This window comes from Streptomyces sp. DSM 41931 (genome assembly GCF_050271085.1).
Lineage (GTDB): Bacteria > Actinomycetota > Actinomycetes > Streptomycetales > Streptomycetaceae > Streptomyces > Streptomyces albogriseolus.
Map to the genome: position 1 here is coordinate 5,705,038 of NZ_CP189902.1, position 21,698 is coordinate 5,726,735.

At 74.5% G+C, this 21,698-nt stretch carries 20 protein-coding genes; 7 read left to right on the top strand and 13 right to left on the bottom strand.

Going from position 1 to position 21,698, the window contains the following annotated elements; genetic code table 11:
* Nucleotides 1–77: 77 nt before the first annotated feature.
* Nucleotides 78–902 carry a rhomboid family intramembrane serine protease gene (locus tag ACP7TJ_RS26140; RefSeq protein ID WP_427767475.1) on the bottom strand — a complete coding sequence of 275 codons (825 nt, stop codon included), beginning with the start codon at nt 900–902 and terminating at the stop codon, nt 78–80.
* Nucleotides 903–1,034: 132 nt separating this feature from the next.
* Here ACP7TJ_RS26140 and ACP7TJ_RS26145 point away from each other — a divergent pair, with 132 nt between their 5' ends.
* Nucleotides 1,035–1,385, top strand: coding sequence for a hypothetical protein (locus ACP7TJ_RS26145; protein ID WP_093766251.1), 351 nt, complete (start codon nt 1,035–1,037; stop codon nt 1,383–1,385).
* Nucleotides 1,386–1,876: 491 nt separating this feature from the next.
* On the opposite strand, the gene ACP7TJ_RS26150 is transcribed toward ACP7TJ_RS26145, so the two are convergent.
* A complete protein-coding gene (locus ACP7TJ_RS26150) occupies nt 1,877–3,274 on the bottom strand; it encodes an FAD-dependent oxidoreductase (RefSeq protein WP_093766250.1) in 1,398 nt (465 codons plus the stop codon).
* Nucleotides 3,275–3,311: 37 nt separating this feature from the next.
* Nucleotides 3,312–4,247 carry a DUF4349 domain-containing protein gene (locus ACP7TJ_RS26155; RefSeq protein WP_427765781.1) on the bottom strand — a complete coding sequence of 312 codons (936 nt, stop codon included), beginning with the start codon at nt 4,245–4,247 and terminating at the stop codon, nt 3,312–3,314.
* Between the two features lie 158 nt (nt 4,248–4,405).
* On the opposite strand from ACP7TJ_RS26155, the gene hemG reads away from it, so the two are divergent.
* Nucleotides 4,406–5,863, top strand: coding sequence for a protoporphyrinogen oxidase (gene hemG / locus ACP7TJ_RS26160; protein ID WP_093766248.1), 1,458 nt, complete (start codon nt 4,406–4,408; stop codon nt 5,861–5,863).
* 5 nt (nt 5,864–5,868) lie between these two features.
* The gene (gene hemQ / locus ACP7TJ_RS26165) at nt 5,869–6,600 is read left to right on the top strand and encodes a hydrogen peroxide-dependent heme synthase (protein ID WP_093766247.1); all 732 of its coding nucleotides are present in this window, start codon (nt 5,869–5,871) and stop codon (nt 6,598–6,600) included.
* A gap of 4 nt (nt 6,601–6,604) precedes the next feature.
* Here the strand turns inward: hemQ and ACP7TJ_RS26170 are convergent, their stop codons facing one another.
* The 3 genes from ACP7TJ_RS26170 to ACP7TJ_RS26180 form a co-directional block, all read right to left on the bottom strand.
* The gene (locus ACP7TJ_RS26170) at nt 6,605–8,173 is read right to left on the bottom strand and encodes an alpha/beta hydrolase (protein ID WP_427765785.1); all 1,569 of its coding nucleotides are present in this window, start codon (nt 8,171–8,173) and stop codon (nt 6,605–6,607) included.
* A gap of 122 nt (nt 8,174–8,295) precedes the next feature.
* Entirely contained in the window at nt 8,296–9,078 is a 783-nt protein-coding gene (locus ACP7TJ_RS26175; protein WP_427765787.1) for a TIGR04222 domain-containing membrane protein, read from the bottom strand.
* Nucleotides 9,079–9,194: 116 nt separating this feature from the next.
* A complete protein-coding gene (locus ACP7TJ_RS26180; protein WP_427765790.1) occupies nt 9,195–10,508 on the bottom strand; it encodes a DUF692 domain-containing protein in 1,314 nt (437 codons plus the stop codon).
* A gap of 204 nt (nt 10,509–10,712) precedes the next feature.
* Here ACP7TJ_RS26180 and ACP7TJ_RS26185 point away from each other — a divergent pair, with 204 nt between their 5' ends.
* Nucleotides 10,713–11,366 (top strand): DUF7691 family protein, encoded by a 654-nt coding sequence (locus tag ACP7TJ_RS26185; RefSeq protein ID WP_427765792.1) that lies wholly within the window; start codon nt 10,713–10,715, stop codon nt 11,364–11,366.
* A 28-nt stretch (nt 11,367–11,394) separates the two neighbouring features.
* Here ACP7TJ_RS26185 and ACP7TJ_RS26190 read toward each other — a convergent pair whose 3' ends face one another.
* Together ACP7TJ_RS26190 and ACP7TJ_RS26195 are read right to left on the bottom strand one after the other, a co-directional pair.
* The gene (locus tag ACP7TJ_RS26190) at nt 11,395–13,458 is read right to left on the bottom strand and encodes a neutral/alkaline ceramidase (protein ID WP_427765795.1); all 2,064 of its coding nucleotides are present in this window, start codon (nt 13,456–13,458) and stop codon (nt 11,395–11,397) included.
* Nucleotides 13,459–13,580: 122 nt separating this feature from the next.
* A complete protein-coding gene (locus ACP7TJ_RS26195; RefSeq protein ID WP_093766242.1) occupies nt 13,581–14,300 on the bottom strand; it encodes a peptidyl-tRNA hydrolase in 720 nt (239 codons plus the stop codon).
* Between the two features lie 103 nt (nt 14,301–14,403).
* Between ACP7TJ_RS26195 and ACP7TJ_RS26200 the strand changes: the two genes are divergently transcribed.
* On the top strand, nt 14,404–14,769 hold the full coding sequence (locus ACP7TJ_RS26200; RefSeq protein WP_167743827.1) for a gas vesicle structural protein GvpA: 366 nt from the start codon (nt 14,404–14,406) through the stop codon (nt 14,767–14,769).
* Nucleotides 14,770–14,804: 35 nt separating this feature from the next.
* Here ACP7TJ_RS26200 and ACP7TJ_RS26205 read toward each other — a convergent pair whose 3' ends face one another.
* From ACP7TJ_RS26205 to ACP7TJ_RS26215, 3 genes are all read right to left on the bottom strand, one after another.
* Nucleotides 14,805–14,996, bottom strand: a complete 192-nt coding sequence (locus tag ACP7TJ_RS26205; protein WP_367471742.1) for a hypothetical protein — start codon at nt 14,994–14,996, stop codon at nt 14,805–14,807.
* A gap of 18 nt (nt 14,997–15,014) precedes the next feature.
* A complete protein-coding gene (locus tag ACP7TJ_RS26210; protein WP_387749650.1) occupies nt 15,015–15,857 on the bottom strand; it encodes a polysaccharide deacetylase family protein in 843 nt (280 codons plus the stop codon).
* Nucleotides 15,858–15,960: 103 nt separating this feature from the next.
* Nucleotides 15,961–17,487 (bottom strand): FAD-dependent oxidoreductase, encoded by a 1,527-nt coding sequence (locus tag ACP7TJ_RS26215; RefSeq protein ID WP_167743830.1) that lies wholly within the window; start codon nt 17,485–17,487, stop codon nt 15,961–15,963.
* A gap of 82 nt (nt 17,488–17,569) precedes the next feature.
* Between ACP7TJ_RS26215 and ACP7TJ_RS26220 the strand changes: the two genes are divergently transcribed.
* Nucleotides 17,570–17,971, top strand: a complete 402-nt coding sequence (locus ACP7TJ_RS26220; protein ID WP_367494994.1) for an ArsR/SmtB family transcription factor — start codon at nt 17,570–17,572, stop codon at nt 17,969–17,971.
* Nucleotides 17,968–18,453 (top strand): SRPBCC family protein, encoded by a 486-nt coding sequence (locus ACP7TJ_RS26225; RefSeq protein ID WP_427765801.1) that lies wholly within the window; start codon nt 17,968–17,970, stop codon nt 18,451–18,453. The genes ACP7TJ_RS26220 and ACP7TJ_RS26225 overlap by 4 nt, the downstream gene beginning before the upstream one ends.
* 54 nt (nt 18,454–18,507) lie before the next feature.
* On the opposite strand, the gene ACP7TJ_RS26230 is transcribed toward ACP7TJ_RS26225, so the two are convergent.
* Together ACP7TJ_RS26230 and ACP7TJ_RS26235 are read right to left on the bottom strand one after the other, a co-directional pair.
* Nucleotides 18,508–19,854, bottom strand: coding sequence for an alkaline phosphatase PhoX (locus ACP7TJ_RS26230; RefSeq protein ID WP_380865715.1), 1,347 nt, complete (start codon nt 19,852–19,854; stop codon nt 18,508–18,510).
* Between the two features lie 286 nt (nt 19,855–20,140).
* Entirely contained in the window at nt 20,141–21,595 is a 1,455-nt protein-coding gene (locus ACP7TJ_RS26235) for a SulP family inorganic anion transporter (protein WP_367486725.1), read from the bottom strand.
* Nucleotides 21,596–21,698: the final 103 nt, after the last annotated feature.

Here is a 21,698-nt window from a genome sequence, read left to right on the forward strand (position 1 = left end):
CATCGAACGGCGGGCCGCTGGGGGGAGTCTAGGCCCGCGGACGATCAAGCGGGCGGCCGATCGGGCGGCCCGGCCGTCTACCGGCCGGGCCGCGCCCGCCTGCCGAAGAGGACGCCGCGCGGCTCGGGCGGCGGGGGAGTGCCCGGCTTCAGCGGCCACGCCAGCAGCATGCCGACCACGAAGCCGACGACGTGCGCCGCGTACGCCACCGTGCCCGCGTCCGTGACGCCCTGGCCGGCCGAGTACACCGCCTGCAGCCCGAACCACAGGCCCAGCACGGTCCACGCGGGCAGCCGCAGCGGCAGGAAGATCAGGAACGGCACCAGCACCCAGACCCGGGCCCGCGGATAGAGGACCAGGTACGCGCCCAGGACGCCGGCGACGGCGCCGGACGCGCCGATCAGCGGTTCGCCCGAGCCGGCGTTCAGCACCGCGAAGCCGTACGCGGCCGCGTAGCCGCAGACCAGGTAGAACAGCAGGAAGCGGACGTGGCCCATGCGGTCCTCGACGTTGTTGCCGAAGATCCACAGGAACAGCATGTTGCCCAGCAGGTGCAGCCAGCCGCCGTGCAGGAACATCGCCGTCACCACGCTCAGTTCGGGCGACTTGTCGTAGCGGGCCGGGCCGATCACGCACCCGGCGCCCTGCGGGCCCACGCCGGTGGCGCCGGTGGGCACCAGGTTCGGCAACTGATGGTGGATCAGCTCCCTGGGCACCACCGCCCACCGCTCCAGGAACGCCTGGAGGTGGCACAGGTCCGCCAGGCTGCCGCCGCCCCCGGTCAGGGAGCCGACGACACCGGGCGTGAGCGCCACGAAGACGACGATGTTGGCGATGATCAGCGCGTACGTCACCCAGGGAGTGCGGCGCGCGGGGTTCACGTCATGGACGGGGATGACCACATCCCACTGGTGCCCGGACGGCCGCCGGTCAATCAAGGGGCCCCTGAACGCCGCCCGTCCGCCGTGCGTATGTCTCCTCAACCGCCCGCGGCGCGGGGAAGGCGCCGCGGGGCCGACGTGAGGACACAGGCGATGAACGACCGAGTGACCGTCCCCGTGCACGCGCTGCCCGACGGCGAGGCCGAGCTGACGCTCGTGGTCCGCCTCCCCTGGGAGGACGTCGCCCGGCTCGGCCAGGAGGCGGGGCGGCTCGCCTCGCAGATGCAGCGGCCGGTGACGCTGGACGAGGCGGTCGGCCACCGCCTGCGGTCCGTGCGCGCCACCGCCGCGCACGCCCGCCCGACGGCCGGCGAACAGCCGCCCGCCGTCCCGCCGGCCACCGCCTCCGCCACCCCGACGGCCGGCTCGGTCTCCTCCCTCCCGTCCCGCCCGCCGGCGGAACAGGCCCGCCAGGCGATCGAACGGATCAACGGGACGGCGTGACGCCGTCCCGTCGAGCGGGGGCGGGGTGCGCACGCGCGGTGTCCCGCACGGCGGCCGCGCGTCGGGCTCGTTCCGCCGGGCCGCCGGCCGGTACGACGTCCCGGGGCACGGGCCGGGCGGCGGGGGTGGATCCGCACGACGGGCGTGAGCCGCCCCGGCCGGGTGCGGGCCCGGGGCCTTGCGCGGCCGGGGCGCGGCCCAGGCTCAGGCGTGCCGTGCGCCGGGCTCGTTCCGCCGGGCCGCCGGCCGGTGCGACGTTCCGGGGCCACGGGCCGGGCGGCGGGGGTGGATCCGCACGACGGGCGTGAGCCGCCCCGGCCGGATGCGGGCCCGGCACCCCGCGGGGCCCGGTCCGCTCGGTCCCCTGCGGGGCGCCCCGCAGGCGGCCCTGACCCTCGGGCGCTCGCCCGTGGCCGTCAGCCGCGTCGTGTCGTCGGGAGCCGGGCACTGCCCCGCCGACCGCACCGGCCTGCCGGGAGCGTGGAGGGCGCTCAGCCCGTCGCCCTCACCTTCGCCGCCGCCTTCCGGGCCGCCACCTGGATCGGGTCCCACACCGGGGAGAACGGCGGGGCGTAGCCCAGGTCCAGGGCCGCGACCTGGTGGACCGTCATGCCCGCCGTGAGGGCCACCGCCGCGATGTCCACGCGCTTGCCCGCGCCCTCGCGGCCGACGATCTGCACGCCGAGGAGGCGGCCCGTGCCCAGTTCGGCCAGCATCTTCACCGTCATGGGCGCGGCGTTCGGGTAGTAGCCCGCGCGGCTGGTCGACTCGATCGTCACCGCCTCGAAGCGCAGGCCCACGCGGTGGGCGTCCTTCTCCCGCAGTCCGGTGCGCGCGATCTCCAGGTCGCACACCTTGCTGACCGCCGTGCCGACCACGCCCGGGAAGGTCGCGTAACCGCCGCCGGCGTTCGTGCCGATGATCTGCCCGTGCTTGTTGGCGTGGGTGCCGAGCGGGATGTGCCGCAACTGCCCGGAGACCAGGTCGAGGACCTCCACGCAGTCGCCGCCCGCCCACACGTTCTCCTGACCGCGCACCCGCAGCGACCGGTCGGTGAGCAGTCCGCCGTGGTCGCCGAGGGGCAGCCCGGCGTCCCGCGCGAGGGTGGTCTCGGGCCGTACGCCGATGCCCAGGACGACGACGTCGGCGGGGTACTCGGCGTCCGCGGTGGCGACCGCCCGCACCCGGCCGTCGGCGCCGGTGGGCAACGCGGTCACCTCGGCGTCGTCGACCATCGTGATGCCCAGTCCGGTCATGGCCTCGTGCACCAGCCGGCCCATGTCGGGGTCGAGCGTCGCCATCGGCTCCCGGCCCCGGTTGACGACCGTCACCTCGTAGCCGCGTCTGATCAGCGCCTCGGCCATCTCCACGCCGATGTAGCCCGCCCCCACCACCACCGCGCGGCGCCCTCCCGTACGGGCCAGCGTGTCCAGCAGCGCCTGCCCGTCGTCCAGGGTCTGCACCCCGTGCACCCCGGACGCGTCGATCCCGGGCAGGTCCGGGCGGACCGGCCGCGCACCGGTCGCGATCACCAGCTTGTCGTACGACGTCCAGGACTCGGCGCCCGACTCCAGGTCGCGGGCGCGCACCCGGCCCCGGGCCACGTCGATCTCCGTGACCTCGGTGCGCAGCCGCACGTCGATGTCCCGCGCGCGGTGCTCCTCCGGGGTGCGGGCGATCAGCCGGTCCCGGTCCTCGACGTCGCCGCCCACCCAGTAGGGGATGCCGCAGGCGGAGTAGGAGGTGAAGTTGCCGCGTTCGAACGCCACGATCTCCAGCTCGTCCGGGCCCCTCATCCGCCGGGCCTGCGACGCCGCGGACATGCCCGCGGCGTCGCCGCCGATCACGACCAGCCGTTCCCTCGCCCCGTGCGCAGCGCTCATGTTCATGACGCCACGCTACGGGGGAGGGGCAGAGGGCGGTCGGTCAGGCGTCGCCGTTGCCGGCGTCCGGGGACGGCCGCGGGCGGCGCGGCAGCCGGGGGCCGATCAGCCTGCTCCACACCAGGACCACCAGCGCCGCCACGGCCGCGAACGGCAGGATCGCGCCCAGCGCCAGCATCAGCCAGCGCAGCAGGGTCAGGAAGACGCCCCAGCCGCCTGCGAGCGCGTCCAGGAAACCGGGGTCGTCGTCAGCCTTCGCCGCCTTCTTCACCGGCGTCTCGGACAGCGTGAGCGTGATGGTGGCGAGGCTGGTGCGGTCCTTCAGGGACGCCTGCCGGGCGAGCAGCGACTCCAGGTCCGCCTGGCGGCTGCTCAGCTCGCCCTCCAGCGTCACCACGTCGCTGAGCCGGGTCGCCCGGTCCATCAGCTCACGGATCCGCGCCACGCTCGCCCGCTGCGACCGGATCCGGCTCTCCACGTCGACCACCTGGTCGGTGACGTCCACCGCGCTCGCGTTGCGCTCGACCAGGGTGCCCGTGCCCTCCAGCGCGGCCAGCACCCTGTCGTACGCGTCGACGGGGACGCGCAGCACCACGCGCGTGCGCTCATGCCCCTGGCTGTCCCGGCGGGTGGTCTCGTCGCCGACGTAGCCGCCCGCGCCGGTGATCGCGGTGCGGGCCTCGTCGAGGGCCGTCGGCACGTCCTTGACGCGCACCGTCAGGGACGCGGTGCGGATGATGTGCTCCGCCGCGATCCGGGGCGTCGACGGGGCGGACCGGTCCGCCGTGCCGCCGGGCGCGCCCTGCTTCGCGGACTCGGGCCCCGCCTGGGCGTCCGCCCTCTCGTCCGCGGCCACCCCCGCTCCGGCCTTGCTGTCGGCGCTGTCGCCGGCCCCGCTGCACCCCGTGACCAGGAGGGCCGCCGCCAGCAGGGTCCCGGCCAGGGCGTGGGCGGATCGTACGGTTCGTCGTGTGCGCATGCGGGGCTCCCCCTCGTGACCTGACGGCTGACGCTCCTCAGACGCCGTGAGGGGGGCGGGCGTTCGGGCCGTACGGTCGCGATGGGGTCACGGTAGGGACTCGGCAGGGCCACACGGCCCTGGCGGACCGGCGTGCGGCATTTGAGAAGGTGGAGGGCATGAGCGGATCACACAGGGACGGCGGCCGGCACGCCGTCGTCGTCGGAGCGGGCATCGCCGGGCTGGCGGCCGCGCACCGGCTGCTGGAGCACGGGGCGCGGGTCACCGTGCTGGAGGCCTCGGAACGGGTCGGCGGCAAGCTGCTGCCCGGCGAGATCGCGGGCGCCCGCGTCGACCTCGGCGCCGAGTCGCTGCTGGCCCGCCGCCCCGAGGCGGTCGGACTCGCCCGCGCGGTGGGACTGGCCGACCGGCTCCAGCCGCCCGCCACCGCCTCCGCCGCGCTGTGGACCCGCGGCGCCCTGCGCCCCATGCCGAAGGGGCACGTCATGGGCGTGCCCGGCACCGCCGCCGCCCTCGCCGGGGTGCTGTCCGACGAGGGCCTCGCCCGGATCGGGCGGGACGCCGAGCTGCCGCCCACCGAGATCGGCGACGACGTCGCCATCGGCGAGTACGTCGCCGAGCGGTTCGGGCGGGAGGTCGTCGACCGGCTGGTGGAGCCGCTGCTCGGCGGGGTGTACGCGGGGGACGCGTACCGCATCTCGATGCGCTCGGCCGTCCCGCAGCTGTTCGAGGCCGCCCGCGCGCACGCCACCCTGACCGAGGCGGTCCGCGCAGTCCAGGCGCAGACCGCCGCCGCCCGGCAGACCGGGCCCGTCTTCACGGGCGTCGCGGGCGGCGTGGGCACCCTGCCGCTCGCGGTCGCCGACTCCCTGCGCTCCCGGGGCGCCCGCATCCTCACCGGCACCCCGGTCACCGAACTGCGCCGTGAACCCGGCGACGGCTGGCGGCTCGTCGCCGGCGGCGAGGTGCTGCACGCCGACGCGGTCGTCGTCGCCGTGCCCGCTCCGGCCGCCGCCCACCTGCTGCGCGCCGAGGCGCCGGGCGCCGCCGCCGAGCTGTCCGCCGTCGAGTACGCCTCGATGGCGCTGATCACCCTCGCCTACCGGCGCGACGAGGCGCGGCTGCCCGAGGGCAGCGGGTTCCTGGTGCCACCCGTCGAGGGCCGCGACATCAAGGCGTCCACGTTCGCCTCCCGCAAGTGGGGCTGGATCGCCGAGGAGAACCCGGACCTGACCGTCGTGCGCACCTCGGTGGGCCGCCACGGCGAGACGGAGATCCTGCGCCGCGACGACGACGAGCTGGTGGAGCTGTCCCGGCACGACCTGAAGGCGGCCACCGGCCTGGACGCCGCCCCGGTCGCCGCCCGCGTGACCCGCTGGGACGACGGCCTGCCGCAGTACCCGGTCGGCCACCACGCGCGCGTGGCCCGCGTCCGCGCCCACCTCGCGGGCCTGTCCGGGCTGGCCGTGTGCGGCGCCGCCTACGACGGCGTCGGCGTCCCCGCCTGCATCGCGAGCGCGTACGCCGCGGCCGACCAGATCCAGGGTGACCTGCGCGGTGTGGAGGAGCTCACCGCGCACCCGGTGCAAAGCCTTCACGGAGGAGCAGGAGAATAAGGGACATGAGTGACGACGCCACCACCCCCGCGCCCGACCGGATCCCCAACAAGGGCAAGCTGGCCAAGGACCTCAACGAGGTCATCCGCTACACCCTGTGGTCCGTGTTCAAGCTGAAGGACGTCCTGCCGGAGGACCGCGCCGGCTACGCCGACGAGGTCCAGGAGCTGTTCGACCAGCTCGCCGCCAAGGACGTCACGATCCGCGGCACCTACGACCTGTCGGGCCTGCGCGCGGACGCCGACCTCATGATCTGGTGGCACGCCGAGACCGCCGACCAGCTCCAGGACGCCTACAACCTCTTCCGCCGCACCAGGCTGGGCCGCGCGCTGGAGCCGGTCTGGTCGAACATGGCGCTGCACCGCCCCGCCGAGTTCAACCGCTCGCACATCCCGGCGTTCCTCGCCGACGAGACGCCCCGCGACTACGTGAGCGTCTACCCGTTCGTGCGCTCCTACGACTGGTACCTGCTGCCCGACGAGGACCGCCGCCGGATGCTCGCGGACCACGGCAAGATGGCCCGCGGCTACCCGGACGTGCGCGCCAACACGGTCGCCTCGTTCTCCCTCGGCGACTACGAGTGGATCCTCGCGTTCGAGGCCGACGAGCTGCACCGCATCGTCGACCTGATGCGTCACCTGCGCGGCTCGGAGGCCCGTATGCACGTCCGTGAGGAGGTCCCGTTCTTCACGGGCCGCCGCAAGGACGTCGCCGACCTGGTCGCCGGACTGGCCTGATCTCTCAGGCGGTGGGCTCGGGCGCCGGGTGCGGTGCGCAGGACGCGCGCCGCCCCGGCACCCGGCCCTCCAGCAGATACGCCGTCAGGTGCGCGTTCACGCACGCGTTGGCGCCGCCCGCGAGGCCGTGGCTGCCGGCGTCCCGCTCCGTCACCAGGGTGGACCCGGCCAGCCGCCGGTGCAGCTCCAGCGCCCCGTCGTACGGGGTGGCCGCGTCCCGCTCGGCCGCCAGGATCAGCGTGGGCGGCAGCTCGCCCTTCCCGGCGCGCACGTCCAAGGGCTTCAGCCGGGGCGCGGGCCAGTAGGCGCAGGGCAGGTTCGTCCACACGTTGTCCCACGTCTCGAACGGCGCCCGGCGCGCGAGCCGCGTGTTGTCCCGGTCCCACACCGCGAAGTCCGTCGGCCAGGGCGCGTCGTTGCACTCCACGGCCAGATACACCGCGCGCGTGTTCTCCGCCTCCGCCGCCGCCTCGGGATGCTCCTCCGCCTGCTCCACCAGCGGTCCGGGGTCGCCCTTCAGATACGCCGACAGGGCGTGCGCGCGCTGCGGCCAGTGGTCGTCGTAGTACGCGGCCTTCAGCATCGCCGTGTGCAGCTGCGCCGGACCGACCTTCCCGCCCGCCGGCTCCCCCGCCAGCCGCTCCCGCACCACGTCGTAGCTGTCCCGCACCTCCCGAGCGGTGTCGCCGAGACCGTACACGTCGTGGTGGCGGGCGACCCAGGCCCGGAAGTCCGCCCAGCGGTCCTCGAACGCGGCCGACTGGGCGAGGTTGTTGCGGTACCAGATCCGCTCCGGGGCCGGATTCACCGCCGAGTCGAACACCATCCGCCGCACGTGCGAGGGGAACAGCGTCGCGTACAGCGCCCCGATGTACGTGCCGTACGACGAGCCGAGGAACGTCAGCCGGGTCTCGCCCAGCGCGGCGCGCAGCACGTCCAGGTCGCGGGCGTTGTTCGGCGAGGTGTAGTGCCGCAGCGCGTCGCCGGCCCGCTCGGCGCACCCCCGCGCGTACGCCGCGGCGCGGGCCGCGCGCTCCCGCTTGACCCGCGCCGACGGATGCCGGGGCGCCGGCGCGGGGCCCTGGTGGAAGGTCTTCGGGTCGGCGCACGACAGCGGGGCGGACCGGCCTACCCCGCGCGGCGCGTAGCCGACCAGGTCGTACGCCGCGGCCAGCCGCTTCCAGCCCGGGACCACGCCCAGCATCGGGAAGTACATGCCGCTGACCCCCGGCCCGCCCGGGTTGTTCACCAGGGAGCCCTGCCGGGGCACCGCGCGCCCGGTCGCGGGGTCCTCCCCGGTGGCCCGGGAGCGGCTGACGGTCAGCAGGATCTGCTCGCCGTCCGGGCGGGCGTAGTCGAGCGGGACGCGCAGCGTGCCGCACTCCACGGCGGGCGGCAGGTCCTGCTCCGCGGAGCACCGGCCGAAGTCGATCCCCTCGGACGCGGCGCGCGCGGCGGCCACCGCGGTGCCGTGCGCCTCGGACGCGGGCGCGGACACGGGGGTGCGGGCGGCGGCTGACGGGGTGGCGAGGAGCAAGGACCCGGCGGCCACGAGGGCGGCGGCGGTTCTCATCGGTGAGGTGATCCCTTCGGTGCGCTGCGGCGACAAAAGGGATGTTTTCGGCAGGCGTGGTGCCGGGCAAGGACCGTCCGCCGGGTGTCGGCGACCGGTTCACCGCCTCCGGGATCGCCCTGTCACCACTCCACGCGCGGCTCCCGGTGCGCGAAGGCCGCGCGCACCTGCGGTTCGCCCACCGCGTGCACCCCGCGCACGGCGACCGAGGTGAGGTACGCGCGGTCGTCGTCGGTGTCGCCGGCCGCCGCCCGGCGCGCGGAGGCCAGCAGCCGCTGCCCCGCCGGGGACGCCCAGGGCGAGGCGGGGCTCAGCTCGAAGCGGGCGATGACCAGGCAGCCCAGCGTGAACGCCAGCGGCAGCGCGAACCACAGCGCGACCAGCGGGCGCGGCACCGGTGACGGCACAGGCATGAGCAGCGCCACGGCGGCGAGACCGGCCACGGCCGGCACCGCGAGCCGCATCCGGCGCAGCGCCCGGGCGACGGTCCGGCCGTCGCCCTCGCGCACCGCGAGGCCGGCGCGCACCAGCCGTTCCGCCAGCGCGCGCACCGCCTCCGCGGTCGCCGCGGCCTTCCGCACCGGAGCTATGGGCGACTGACCCTCCGGTCCGATCGCCCCTATCACCGTGCGCTCCATGTCGTCCCGCCCCCGCGGATCGACGACGGTGGCCCAGCCGGTGTGGGCCAGCAGCAGCCGCCGCTGACGGGCCATCGCGACGAGCGTGAGATCGGCGACCCGGGCGGGTCCGCCGGACAGGAACGCCGCCTCGTACAGCGTCAGCCCCCGCCGCCCTCCCGCACCGTCACCGGCAGCCGCCGCCTCACGCACCGCGGCACGACACAGCCGCAACCCCGCGATCCCGGCGATCGCCCAGGCCAGCAGCAGGAGAGGAACCCAGAACATGAGTTGTTTGTAAGGGACACGGTCGCACGAACACCATGCCTTGTTCACGATCCGGACACAGCGTCGTGGGGAGGTGACCTCCCGGGAGACATCCCCGGCGGGCGTTCCGGACGGCGTCAGCGGCGCAGCAGTGCCCGGCGGGTGGCGCGGGCGAGGCGGATCGCCGGGCGGTGGGACCGGGGGCGGGGGCCCGAGCGGTCGTGGTGCCACTCGCGCAGATCGCGGCGCGTCCGGGGGTCCTCGAGGCGGCCGGGTCGCAGGAGCTGCTCCACGAAGGTCATCGCGTCCTGCCGGTACCCGCCGGTCATCGGGCGGGTCTGGGCGTACGCGAGGAAGGCCGGGCGGTAGGCGTCGCCGAGGATCTCCGGCAGCTCGGGGGCCACCTTCGCCACGACGTCCGCCCGCTTGGCGGTCAGCGCCCGCGCCTGCACCCGCATCCGCGTCCGGTCGAACCCCTCCGGCACCGGCGTCCCCGCGACCAGCGACGACAGCACCGCGGTCTGTGCGAGCGCCAGCCGTTCCCGGGTGGCCCCGGGGGCGGCCTCCACGGCGACCGGCTCCCGTAGCCGCTCCGGAGCCGGGGCCGTCCCGCGGGCCCGGGCGCCCGCCTCCAGCGCCCCGCGGACCGCGCCCAGTTCGTGCTCCAGCTCCGCCGGGGGCGGGAAGTTCTCGTCCCGCTCCAGCAGCACGCCCGGGGGCGACACCTGGGAGGCGAGGTCCGTGAGGATGTCCAGCACCGGACGCGGCACCGGGTGGGCGTGGCTGTCGTGCCAGACGCCGTCCCGCTCGAACCCGCCCGCGACATGGACGTACGCGAGGGCCTCGAGGGGGAGTTCGGCGAGCGCCTTGGCCGGGTCCTCGCCGCGGTTGACGTGGTTGGTGTGCAGATTGGCGACGTCGACGAGCAGCCGGACCCCGGTGCGGTCGGCCAGCTCGTACAGGAACTGCCCCTCGGTCATCTCCTCGCCGGGCCAGGAGAACAGCGCGGCGATGTTCTCCACGGCGAGCGGCACCGGAAGCGCGTCCTGGGCGATGCGGACGTTCTCGCACAGCACGTCGAGGGCGTCGCGGGTGCGCGGCACCGGCAGCAGGTGCCCGGCCTCGATGCCGGGGGACGCGGTCAGCGGACCGCCCGCCCGCACGAACGCGATGTGCTCGGTGACCAGGGGCGATCCGAGCGCCGCGGCCCGCTCGGCGAGCGCGGTGAGCCGCCGCTCGTCGGGGCGTGCGGCACCGCCGAGCCCCAGGGAGACGCCGTGCGGCACGACGGTCACGCCGCGCTCGCGCAGCCGCGTCAGCGACGCGGGCAGATGTCCGGGGCAGACGTTCTCCGCCACCACCTCGACCCAGTCGATGCCCGGCATGGCCTCCACCGCGTCCGCGATCTCCGGACGCCACCCGATCCCGGTCTCCAGCCGCACCGTCGTCATCCCCGTCCCCTCCCTCACCCCGGCGTTCCCGCCCGGCCCCCGATCCGTCCGCACGGGCGTTCCGGACGTGCCGGGGATATGACCCACGGCGCCGCGCCCGAACCGTCCTCCGGCCGCCTTCAGAGGAACATTTGAGGTTGGGGGAGCGCTTCCGGGGCACGAGCGCCTGATGCCCTGTCAGTGGGGTGCGGCAGGATGAGGATCATGAGTCGCGTGATCACGTACAACACGGCTGCGAAGGCCGACGTCCTGTCGTACCTCGGAGCGGGCGGGAAGCTCACGGCCGAGCAGCACCGCGTCCTCGGCATGGTGCGGGAGCGGGCCGAGGCCGCCCAGCGGGACCTGGACGCACAGCGCGTCGACTGGGGGCCGGCGATACCGGAGGCCCTCGGCCATCTCCTCGACGGCCGCGCGGACTCGACCGCGCACTACGCGGCCGGCGCCTACGCCACGGCCCTGCAGTGCATCATCGACATCAACGGGTCCGACCCGTACGAGCTGGGCGTCTACTCCAAGCCCGCCACCTTCTTCCTCGCCCTGGACGAGGAACTCCGCCGCGTCGGGGTGAGCGAGGACCTGCTGCTGTACCCGCACGTGTTCTCGGGCCCGCCGAAGGAGATGCCGTTCTTCTTCCCGCACGCGGTGGACGGCCCGCACATCGGCATGTTCCCGCTGGCCAAGGCCAAGCCTGCCGCGGACGCCTACCGCGCGGCGTACGAGGCCGTGTCACCGGACTTCCGCAGCGAGGTGTACGGGTTCGTGGTCCTGCTGGAGCGTGAGCACGACGAGTGGGAGTACGCGACGAAGGCCATCGACTGGTACGACCAGGACACGATCTTCTTCTCGATCACCGGCTGAGCCGACGCCCCCGTCGGCTCGGACGGGCTCACCGCACCTGGAACGCCGTCGACACACCCTCGATCGACGAGACCTTCCCGTCCAGGCTCTTCGCGTCGCCGTGATAGACGACGCGGTAGGTGCCCGAGGGGGTGCCCTGGGGGATGTCCCAGGTGATGGTGACCTTGGACGCGGCGATGCCGTCGCGGGCCCAGTGGAAGCGGGTCGCCCAGTCGCCGTCGTCGGCGACGGTGCGCCACGCGCCGCCGGAGTCCCGCCGCTCGATCCGCAGATACGTGTCGCCACGGTGCAGATCGTTGCCCGGGTGGGCGCCGGCGAAGACGACCTCGACGCGTTCCCCGGCCCGGTAGTTCTCCCTCGGCGGCACCAGCACGTCGCCGAACCTCCGGAACAGGGGCGGCGCGTCCAGCACCACGCCCGGCTGGAGCGAGAGCGCCTTGCCGGTCAGGTCCGGCGGCTCGGGCCCGAGCGGCAGGTCCGTGCCGTCGCGCAGGGAGACCGCCAGCTCGGCCGCGGTCTGCTGGAGCGCCGGGAGCTGCCAGCGCCCGAAGAGGGTGCTGCCGCCCTCGTACTGCTGGGCGTCGTACTCCTCCGGCGTGGTCACGTAGTGGAAGTAGGCGTTGCTGTACCCGGCGACCAGCACGTCGTCGAGGTCCGCGCCGACGATCCCGGCGACCGTGCGCCGCAGCCGCAGCCCCGCGCAGACGGTGACCTCGCCGGGGATGCCGATGAGGTACAGGCCGCCGATGCGCACCAGCATCACCGGCACCCGCTCCTGCACCCACGGGTAGATCCGGTTCATCTCCCCGATCGGCACGAAGACGTCCTTCGGCGCCTGTGCCTGCTTCAGCTCGGGGGAGACGGTGTAGACGACCGAGTCCGAAATGGCGTCCCAGAAGGGGTTGTCGCCCTCGTCGAAGCCGGGGAAGGCGGGCCCGTCCTCCAGGCTGCCCGCCGCCATCGCCGCGCCCACGCACGGTTTCGACGTGCGGTGGGTCTTCCCGTCACCGGTGAACTCCGGGCGCACGGTGACGTCGGAGAGGTCCACGTACACCAGCCGCGAGTCGACCGGCCCGGACAGCCGCACGCCCGGCTTGTCCGCCTGCGCCGCGGCCGCCTCGTACTGCCGCAGCCCGCTGGTGCGGGTGGCCTCGAAGTCGGCGGGCGTCGTGGGCGGCACCAGGTCCAGATTGGGCGACATGTCGCCGCTGTTGGTCTGGGCGAACGCCGACACGAACTCCGGTTCGCCGTCGGCGAGATAGTCCACTCCGTGGACCTCGCGCTCCCAGTGGTAGGCCGCGTAGCCCTTGTTGTCGGCGCTGATCAGACGGTTGTCGCCGGACATGCTGGTGCCGTGCACCGGGAACCAGTTGACCGCCCCGACCGTGCGGCCCTCCCGCTCCACCCGCAGCAGGGTGGTCAGGGTGTCCACGCCGTCCGGGAAGTGGTCGCGGTCGGCCTTCGGGTTGCGGTCGAAGGCGGTCCGTGAGCGGTTGACGCTCGCGCCGGTCAACGTGCCGTGGCTGAGAAGCAGTTCGGACGGGGCGAGGTCCTCGTGCGCGTTGCGCGCCGCCTCGAACAGGCCGTCCGCCACCGCCTCGAAGGTCGCCCGGTGGAAACCGAACGTCGTGGTGTTGTAGAGGAGATGGTGCGAGTAGCCGCCGGGGCCCGCGTGGGTGTGGGTGGCGGTGATGAGGACGTTCCGCTCGGTGTACAGATCGCCGTACGCCTGCCTCAGCCGCCGCAGCACCGCCCGGTGCACACTCTCGAAGATCATGGGGGAGTCGGCGACGATCAGCAGCACACGGCGCCCGCCCGCCTGCTCGGCCACGACGAACGCCCGCGCCCGCAGCCGGGTGTGCAGACCGGCCGCCTGCTGGTCGAAGCGGCCGTACCCCATCATGCCGACCTCGGCGACCTCGCCGGTGGCGTCGGAGATCCCCCGGCCGACCAGATATCCTCCGCCGCTTCCCGGGGCGGCGGCCGCGGCGCCCGGGGCGACCAGACGGGCGCCCGCGAGACCCAGGCCGGTGACGGCGCCCGCCCTCAGGACGGTCCGGCGGCTGCGCAAGGGACGACGTTCCGCGGTCATACGCTGCTCCTCAGGCTCGGCCGGCCCCCGGCGAAGAAACATGAACAACATTCAAGTTCCGTGCCTCATTGGTACACCGGCCGTCATGAACACGGCAAGAGTCGTGCGCGCATGACGCCGGGTCAGCGCAGCGCGGGGTGGTCCGCCACCACGGTGCACGAGCCGGGGGCGATCTCCGTGAAGCCCGCGTCGCGCACCGTCGGCAGGCCGCCTCCGGTCAGGGCCGGCCAGCCGGCCGGGTCGGCGGTGCGCACGGCGAGCGGGAAACCGGCCGCGTGCCAGGCCTCGCGAGCCGCGTCCGGCAGCTCCCACCAGGCGAGCTGGGCGCCGTGCCCGGCCTGGGCCATCGCCTTGCCGGCCGACATCTCCAGGTCCGGATTCATCCAGAGCACAGGCACGCCGGGGTCCGCCGGCGGCACCGGGTCCGGGTCGTCGAGGTCGGTGCCGGACACCTGGAGCCGGGCCAGGTCCTTGGGCCAGCCGTCCAGCGGCACCGGCGGGAAGACCCGCACCTCGGCCGTCTTCCCGGTCACGGTGATCCCGGGAAGCGCCTCCGCGCGCCGCCACTCCGCGCCGCGCGCCCGCCGCACCACCTTGCGGATCCGGGCGTCCTGCCAGTCGCGCATCGCCCGCGCCCACGCGCCGTCGCCCACCGACCGCTCGTCGGTCAGCATCACCAGCACCGCGCGGGCCGCCGTCTCCAGCGCGTCCGTCCGCGCGGGCGGCGAGCCGCGCTCGATACGGACCACCAGCGGCAGCACGAACTGCGGCGCCGCGTCGCGGTCGCCCGGGTCGGGTCGGAAGGGGCTGTCGGGGGCGGGTGTCGTCCGGTCGTCGTTCACCCGCCCAGTGTGCCAAGCGGGACGGGGACGGCGCCGGGCGGCACCGACGGACATCAAGGGGCGCCGAGGGGGCACCAGGGTGGAGGGAAGGGGCTGATGCGCGATGACTCAGGCGGTGCCGCAGCGTGGCGGAGGAGGCTCGAGCGGTCTCTACGACGTGCTGGAGCTGATCCTCGACCGAGGGCTGGTGATCGACGCGTTCGTGCGGGTGTCGCTGGTCGGGATCGAGATACTCAAGATCGACATTCGTATCGTGGTGGCGAGCGTCGACACCTACTTGCGCTTCGCCGAGGCGTGCAACCGGCTGGACCTGGAGTCCGGGCCGCGCAAGCCCGCCGGGCTGACCGAACTGCCCGACAAGATGCGCGAGTCGGGCTCCAAGGGGGCGGCCAAGGGGCTGCTGTCCGGCGCCGCGGAGACGGTCGCCGAGGCGTTCCAGTCCGCTCGCGGGGAACCGAGGCGACGGTAGCGGCGTGGGCGGCGGGCCCCGCCCGACGGCGCCGGTCAGCCGGAGCAGGCCGTGCGTTCCGCCTCGCGCCATTCGCAGACCGGGCACAGCGTGATGCCCCTGTACGCCTCCGGGTACTCCGTGGGCTCCTGGCACTGGACGCACGCCGCGTACGGCGGGCCGTCCGCCTTCGGCGGTCGGCCCGTGCCGACGAGGCAGTAGTCGCGGTCGGTCACGTCGTCGCTCATGACACCAGCGTAGGACGGTCAGCCGCGTCCGTTCGCCGCGCCGATCAGCTCGGAGACCTTCACGAAGCGGTATCCCTGCCGGCGCAGCTCCGGGACGATGCTCCGCACCGCCTCCTCCGTCGTCGGGGCGGCGCTGCGGGTGCAGTGCAGGACCACCACCGAGCCGGGCCGCACCCCGTCCAGCACCTGCCGGGCCACCGCGTCCGCGTCGGTGGCGAAGGCGTCGCCGCCGACGACGTCCCACTGCACGGCCGTGACGCCGGCCGGGGTGAGCGCCTCGAGGGCCCGCCGGTCGTAACAGCCCCCCGGGAAGCGGAAGTACGGCATCGGGTCGGGCACGCCCACCGCGCGGAACGCCTGGTACGCCCGCTCCACGTCGGCCCGCATCCGCTCCTTCGGCACCGTGGGCAGGCCGTAGCAGTCGGCGGTGAAGGCGTAGTGGCTGTACGAGTGGTTGGCGACCTCGAAGAGCGGGTCCCGGCCGATGGCGCGGGCCTGGTCCGGGTACTCCTCGGCCCATCGGCCCGTCATGAACACCGTCGCCGGCACCTTCAGCGCCCGCAGCGTCCCGATCAGCCGCGGGTGGTCGAAGTGCTCGCCCGCCGCGGCCCGCGGGCCCTGGTCGGCGGTCATGTCGGCGTCGAAGGTGAGGGCGACGGCCTTCCCGGCGGCCCGGGGACCGTGCTCGAAGACCGGGGTGAGCCCCGCGGGGCCCGCGGCGAGCGTGGGCGGCGCCGACGGGACGGCGGGGGAGGGCGCGGGCGCGGGTGGCCGTGCGGCGGGACCGGCGGAGGCGCCGCACGCGGTGAGAGCGGAGGCGAGGGCACAGACGGCGATAACACGACGTGAAAATGTGATCACCGTATGAAAATAGGGCGACGGTCGGCGGTGACCGTCGCGGCTCGGTCGGAGGGGGCGGCGCGCTCACCCGGTCGGAGGCGCCGCCGCTCCGGCCGGGGCGAACTCAGATGTCCCGTCGCTCCAGCGGCTTGGTCGCCGGCCCCTGCACGACCTTCCCGTCGGTGTCGAAGCGGGACCCGTGGCACGGGCACTCCCACGCGCGCTCGGCCGCGTTGAAGCCGACCAGACAGCCCATGTGCGTGCAGCGGGCGGACACCGCGTGCAGGGCGCCCTCGTCGTCCCGGTACACCGCCAGCCGGCCGCTCTCCGTGCGCACCACCGCTCCCTCGCCCGGCGGCAGCGCCTCCACCGGGGGCGACGGGCGCAGCCGGTCGCCGACGAAGTGCCCCGCGACCTGCGCCTGGTGCTTGAGGAAGGCCGGCGCCTCCCGCACGGCCGAGGCCAGGCGCCGCGGGTCGTACAGACCGGCCCACGCGCACTCCCCGCCCGTGATCTGCGCGGTGAGCAGCCGGCCCGCCATCATGCCGCCGCTCATGCCCCAGCCGCCGAAGCCGGTGGCCACGTAGGTGTGCCGGGCGCCCGGGTGCAGCGGCCCCACCAGCGGCACCGTGTCGGTGGGGTCGTTGTCCTGCGTGGCCCAGAAGTGCGTCAGCTCCACGCCCGGGAAGTGCCGGCGGGCCCACTGCGCCAGCCGGTCGAAGCGGGCGCGGGTGTCGCCGGTGCCCGGGGTGAAGTGCTCGCCGGTCACCACCAGCAGCCGGCGGGAGGCGTCGTCGCCGTAGGGCGCGGTGCGCACCGAGCGGGAGCCGCCGTACGGGGTGATGTACATCCCCTCCGGGTCCAGCTCGGCCGGCACCGGTCCCGCCACCACCAGCTCGCGGCGCGGGGAGAGGCGGGTGAACAGCAGCGCGCGGTCGAAGACGGGGTAGTGCGTGGCGACCACGACGTCCCGGGCCGTCACGAACGCCCCGGCCGACGTCGACAGCCGGCAGGGCTCGCCCTCCTCCAGCCCCAGCACGGTCGTGTCCTCGTACAGACGGCCGCCGTACGCCTCGATGTCGTCGGCGAGCGCCAGCAGGTACTTGCGCGGATGGAACTGCGCCTGGTCCGGCACCTCCACCGCGCCCGCCACCGGGAACGGCAGCCCCGTCTCCGTCACGAACGACGCGGGCAGGCCCGCCTCCCGCGCGGCCCGCGCCTCCGCGCGCACCTCGTCCACCCGGTCCGCGTCCGTGACGTACGTGTACGAGCCGCGCCGCTCCCACTCGCAGTCGACGCCCAGCTCCTCCACCACCCCGGCGGTCCGCTCGATCGCCTCCGCCTGCGACCTGGCGTACAGCCGCGCGCCCTCGCCGCCGCGGGTGCGGCGCAGCTTGTCGTAGACCAGCGAGTGCAGCGCGGTGACCTTGGCGGTGGTGTGCCCGGTGACGCCCGCCGCGATCCGGCCCGCCTCCAGCACGGCGACACTGCGCCCCGCCCGGGCCAGCTCCCACGCCGTGCACAGACCGGCGATCCCGCCGCCGACCACCGCCACGTCGACGTCGAGGTCGTCGGCCAGTGCGGGGCGGCGCTCCCCGCCGGGCGCGGTGTTCAGCCAGTACGAGTCACCCGAGTGCTGCTTCTCCGTCATGCGGGGGCGGGTACCCCGGCGCGGAGGCTTCACGGCGGTGTGCGGTTGCGGGCGTGGGGGCGCGGGGATAACGTACAACCAAATGGTTGTAGATGGGATCGACGAGGCCGACCGGGCCGTGGACCGGCTGTTCCACGCGCTCGCCGACGCGACGCGGCGCGACATGCTGCGCCGCTGTGTCCGCGGTGAGCTGTCCGTGTCACGGCTGGCCGCCGCGTACCCGATGAGCTTCGCCGCGGTGCAGAAACACGTCACGGTGCTGGAGCGGGCGGGGCTGGTCACCAAGGAGCGGCGCGGACGGGAGCAGCTCGTGCGCACCGACCCCGAGGCGGTGGCCCGCGCGCGGCAGGCGCTCGACGCGCTGGAGTCGGCCTGGCGGGCCCGCGTGGACCGGATGTCCGGCCTGCTCTCCGAGGAGGAGGACGGCCCAGACACCGGCCGGGGGCCCGCGAAGGGAAGCGACAGGAAAGGACCGGACGGATGACTGTCACCCGTGTCGACAAGGACGTCGACACCCTCACGCTCACCCTCGTCGCGGATTTCACCGCACCGGTGGAGCGGGTCTGGCGGCTGTGGGCCGACCCGCGGCTGCTGGAGCGCTGGTGGGGCCCGCCCGGATTCCCGGCGACCGTCGAGGAGCACGACCTCACCCCCGGCGGAGGCGTGAAGTACTACATGACCGGGCCGGAGGGCGAGAAGTACGGCGGCTGGTGGCGGGTCTCGTCGGTCATGCCGCCGACGTCCCTCGAGTTCACCGACGGTTTCGCCGACCAGGACGGGCGGCCGGACCCGGAGATGCCGGTCACCACGGTCCGGATGACCCTCACCGGGGGCGAGGGCGGGACGCGGATGGAACTGCGGTCCGTGTTCGACACCCGGGAGCAGATGGAGCGGCTGGCCGAGATGGGCATGGCCGAGGGCATGAGCCAGGCCGTCGGCCAGATGGACGCGCTGCTGGAGGGCTGAAGCGGCTCGGGCGGGGAGGACGGGCGTGCCGCGCCCGTCCTCCCCGCCCCGGTGTCATCGGCGCCAGGGGCCGGTCACGGCGAACGTCGTGCCCGGGTCGTAGACGTTGACGTACATCGTCCGGCCGTCCGGGGAGAACGCGACGCCGGCGAACTCGCCCCAGTCCGGCTTGTCCTCCGTACCCGTGTTCTGGCGGTTGCGGGCCATCGGATAGACGTCGCCGTGCCGGGTGACGCCGTAGACGTGCTGGGCGCCGCCGCCGTCCTCGCACACCATCAGACCGCCGCTGGGGGCGAGGCAGATGTTGTCCGGGGACTCTCCGGGCAGCTGGATGTCGGTGTCCGGACCGAAGACGACGACCAGGGTGAGGCGGCGGCGGTCCGGGTCGTAGCGCCAGATCTGTCCGTAGTGGTCGGCGGCCGAACCGTCCGAGGCGCGGGCGAAGGACGACACGAAGTAGACGGAGCGGCCGCCCCAGTAGCAGCCCTCCAGCTTCTGCGCGTGGGTGATGCCCTTCGGGCCGAAGTCCTGGAGACGGATGGGCGTCTCGACGGCCAGCGGGTCGGGGACGTCCACCCACTCGATGCCGTCGAATCGGGCGCCGATCTCCTGGATCGAGGAGAGGTCCGGCACGCCGGGCACCCGCATCGCCTGGAGCTTGCCGCCCGCGCGCAGCGAGCCCGTGCCGCCGAGCGGCTTCTTCGGCAGGAAGCGGTAGAACAGGCCGAAGGGGCGCTGGAAGGCGTCCTCCGTCTCGTAGACCACGCCCCGCTGCGGGTCCACCGCGATCGCCTCGTGCGCGAAGCGGCCCATCGCGGTCAGCGGTACGGCGCCGGTGCGGCGGGGGTCGGCGCCGTCCACCTCGAAGATGAACCCGTGGTCTTTGGTGTAGCCGTTGGTGCCGGCCTTGTCCTCGGTCTCCTCGCAGGTCAGCCACGTCTTCCACGGGGTGGGCCCGCCCGCGCAGTTGACGGCCGTGCCGGCGATCGCCACCCGCTCGTCGACCACGCGGCCGCTCCGGTCGAGGGTGAGCGCGGTACAGCCGCCCTTGCCCTGCGGGTCGTACGTCAGCCCGTCGATCACCGGGACCGGGACTCTGCCGGTGGCGCGGTTCTCATGGTTGCGGACCAGGTGGGTACGGCCCTGCCGGCCGGCGAAGGCGGCCATGCCGTCGTGGTTGGAGGGGACGGGGCCCTCACCGGAGCGGAGCTGGTCGCCCTCCCTGGAGAGCACGGTGTAGCGGAAGCCCTTGGGCAGGTCGAGCAGTCCGTCGGGGTCGGGGACCAGGTCGCCGTAGCCGTGGTGGCCGAGGTTCTGCGCGGCGGAGGTGCCGGCGAACAGTTCGGAGAGGGCGCCGGTGAAGGCGATGCCGGCACCGACGGCGCCGGAACGGGCGAGCATCTGGCGTCGGGTTGTTGCCGTGGAGCCGTGGGGGGACCCGTTTTCTGACATGGGGAAACCTTCCTGCTGGCGGACAGGAACTGTGACCCCGCCGTGTCTATCACCTGCCGCCGATCCCGTGAACCACGCAGACCGCCCGTGTCCCGCCGGGCGGGCCCGCCCGCGTGGACCCACGGGGCGTCGTCGGCCACGCTGCCACCGGGTGCCGGTCCGGCCGTCCGGCTGACCGCGGCGCGGGCCCGGCCCAGGGCCGGGCAGCCCGAACCGGTGCCCCCAGGGGGCACCCTCACCGCATCGTCAGCCGCACCGGCGGTGTGTCCGCCCCGCTGTGCCGTTCCGCCCAGTGGTGCAACGCCGTGCTGCAGGCGTGGTCCAGGTGGTGGAGGGCCGTGAGGTCGAGTTCGACCGGGCGGTCCTCGGGGAGGGACTCCAGGGTGTCCAGGATCTTCGGCAGGCGCAGGAACGTCGCGTTGCCGGAAAGGTGGACCTGGATGGGGCCCGCGCCCTTGTCCATGACCTCCAGCTTGACCTTCGAGGACTCCCAGGCCGTCTTCACCACCGACAGGGCCAGCCCGATCAGCACCCCCTCGAACATGTTCACCATGACGATCGACACGGCCGTGACGACCAGGACCAGGGCCTCGCCCCGCTGGCCGCGCCACAGCGAGACCAGCCCCCGGAAGGGGATCAGCTTCCAGCCGGCGTGGATCAGGATGCCGGCCAGCGCGGGCAGCGGGATCAGCGCGAGGGCGGACGGCAGCAGCGCCGCGAACATCAGCAGCCACACCCCGTGCAGCACCCGGGACGCCTTGGTCCTCGCGCCCGCCTGGACGTTGGCCGAGCTGCGCACGATGACCGCGGTCATGGGCAGCGCGCCGAGCAGCCCGCACACCGTGTTGCCCGCGCCCTGCGCCATGAGCTCCTTGTTGTACCGGGTGCGCGGACCGGTGTGCATCCGGTCCACCGCGGCCGCGCTGAACAGGCTCTCGGCGGAGGCGATGAGGGCGAAGGCCACGACCGTGCCGAGCATCCCGATGTCCGCGAGCGTCCCGAAAGCGTCCGCGCCGGGCGGCTGGACCGCGTCGACGAGCCCCCGCACCTCGACGGTCGCGGCCGGTACGCCGAACGCCGCGGTGACCGCCGTCGCCAGCAGCACCGCGGCGAGCGCCCCCGGTACGGCCCCGGCCGGTCCCGGCAGCCGCCGCCACAGCACCATCACCACGACCGTGCCCACGCCGACGGCCAGCGAGGCGAGCGCCTCTTCGTCGGCGAGCACCTCCGCGGCGGCCCCCGGCAGTCCGAGAAGCTTGTCGACGCCGCCCGCGGGCGCCGTCAGCCCGGCCGCCGTGTAGAGCTGGCCGGCGATGAGCACCAGGCCGATGCCGGCCAGCATGCCCTCGATCACCGACAACGACATCGCCCGGAACCAGCGCCCGAGCCGCAGGGCGCCCATGAGGAGCTGAAGCAGTCCCGCGGAGAGCACGATCACGCCGAGCGCGGGCAGTCCGTAGGTGTCCACCGCCTCGTAGACCAGCACGGTCAGGCCGGCGGCCGGGCCGGACACCTGGAGGCTGCTGCCCGGCAGCAGTCCGGCGACCAGGCCGCCCACGATCCCGGTGATCAGGCCGAGTTCGGCGGGGGCCCCGGAGGCGACGGCGACGCCCAGGCACAGCGGGACGGCGACGAGGAAGACCACGAGCGAGGCGGCGACGTCCTGCCGCAGATGAGGTAAGCGGAGCACGCGCGCCCTCACCGGGTGCGGCGCGTGCCGGTGGCGGCGCGCGCGACGTCGGCGGAGGGGAGTGCGGAGGGGGGTGCGGAAGGGAGGACGGCGCCGGGGAGCC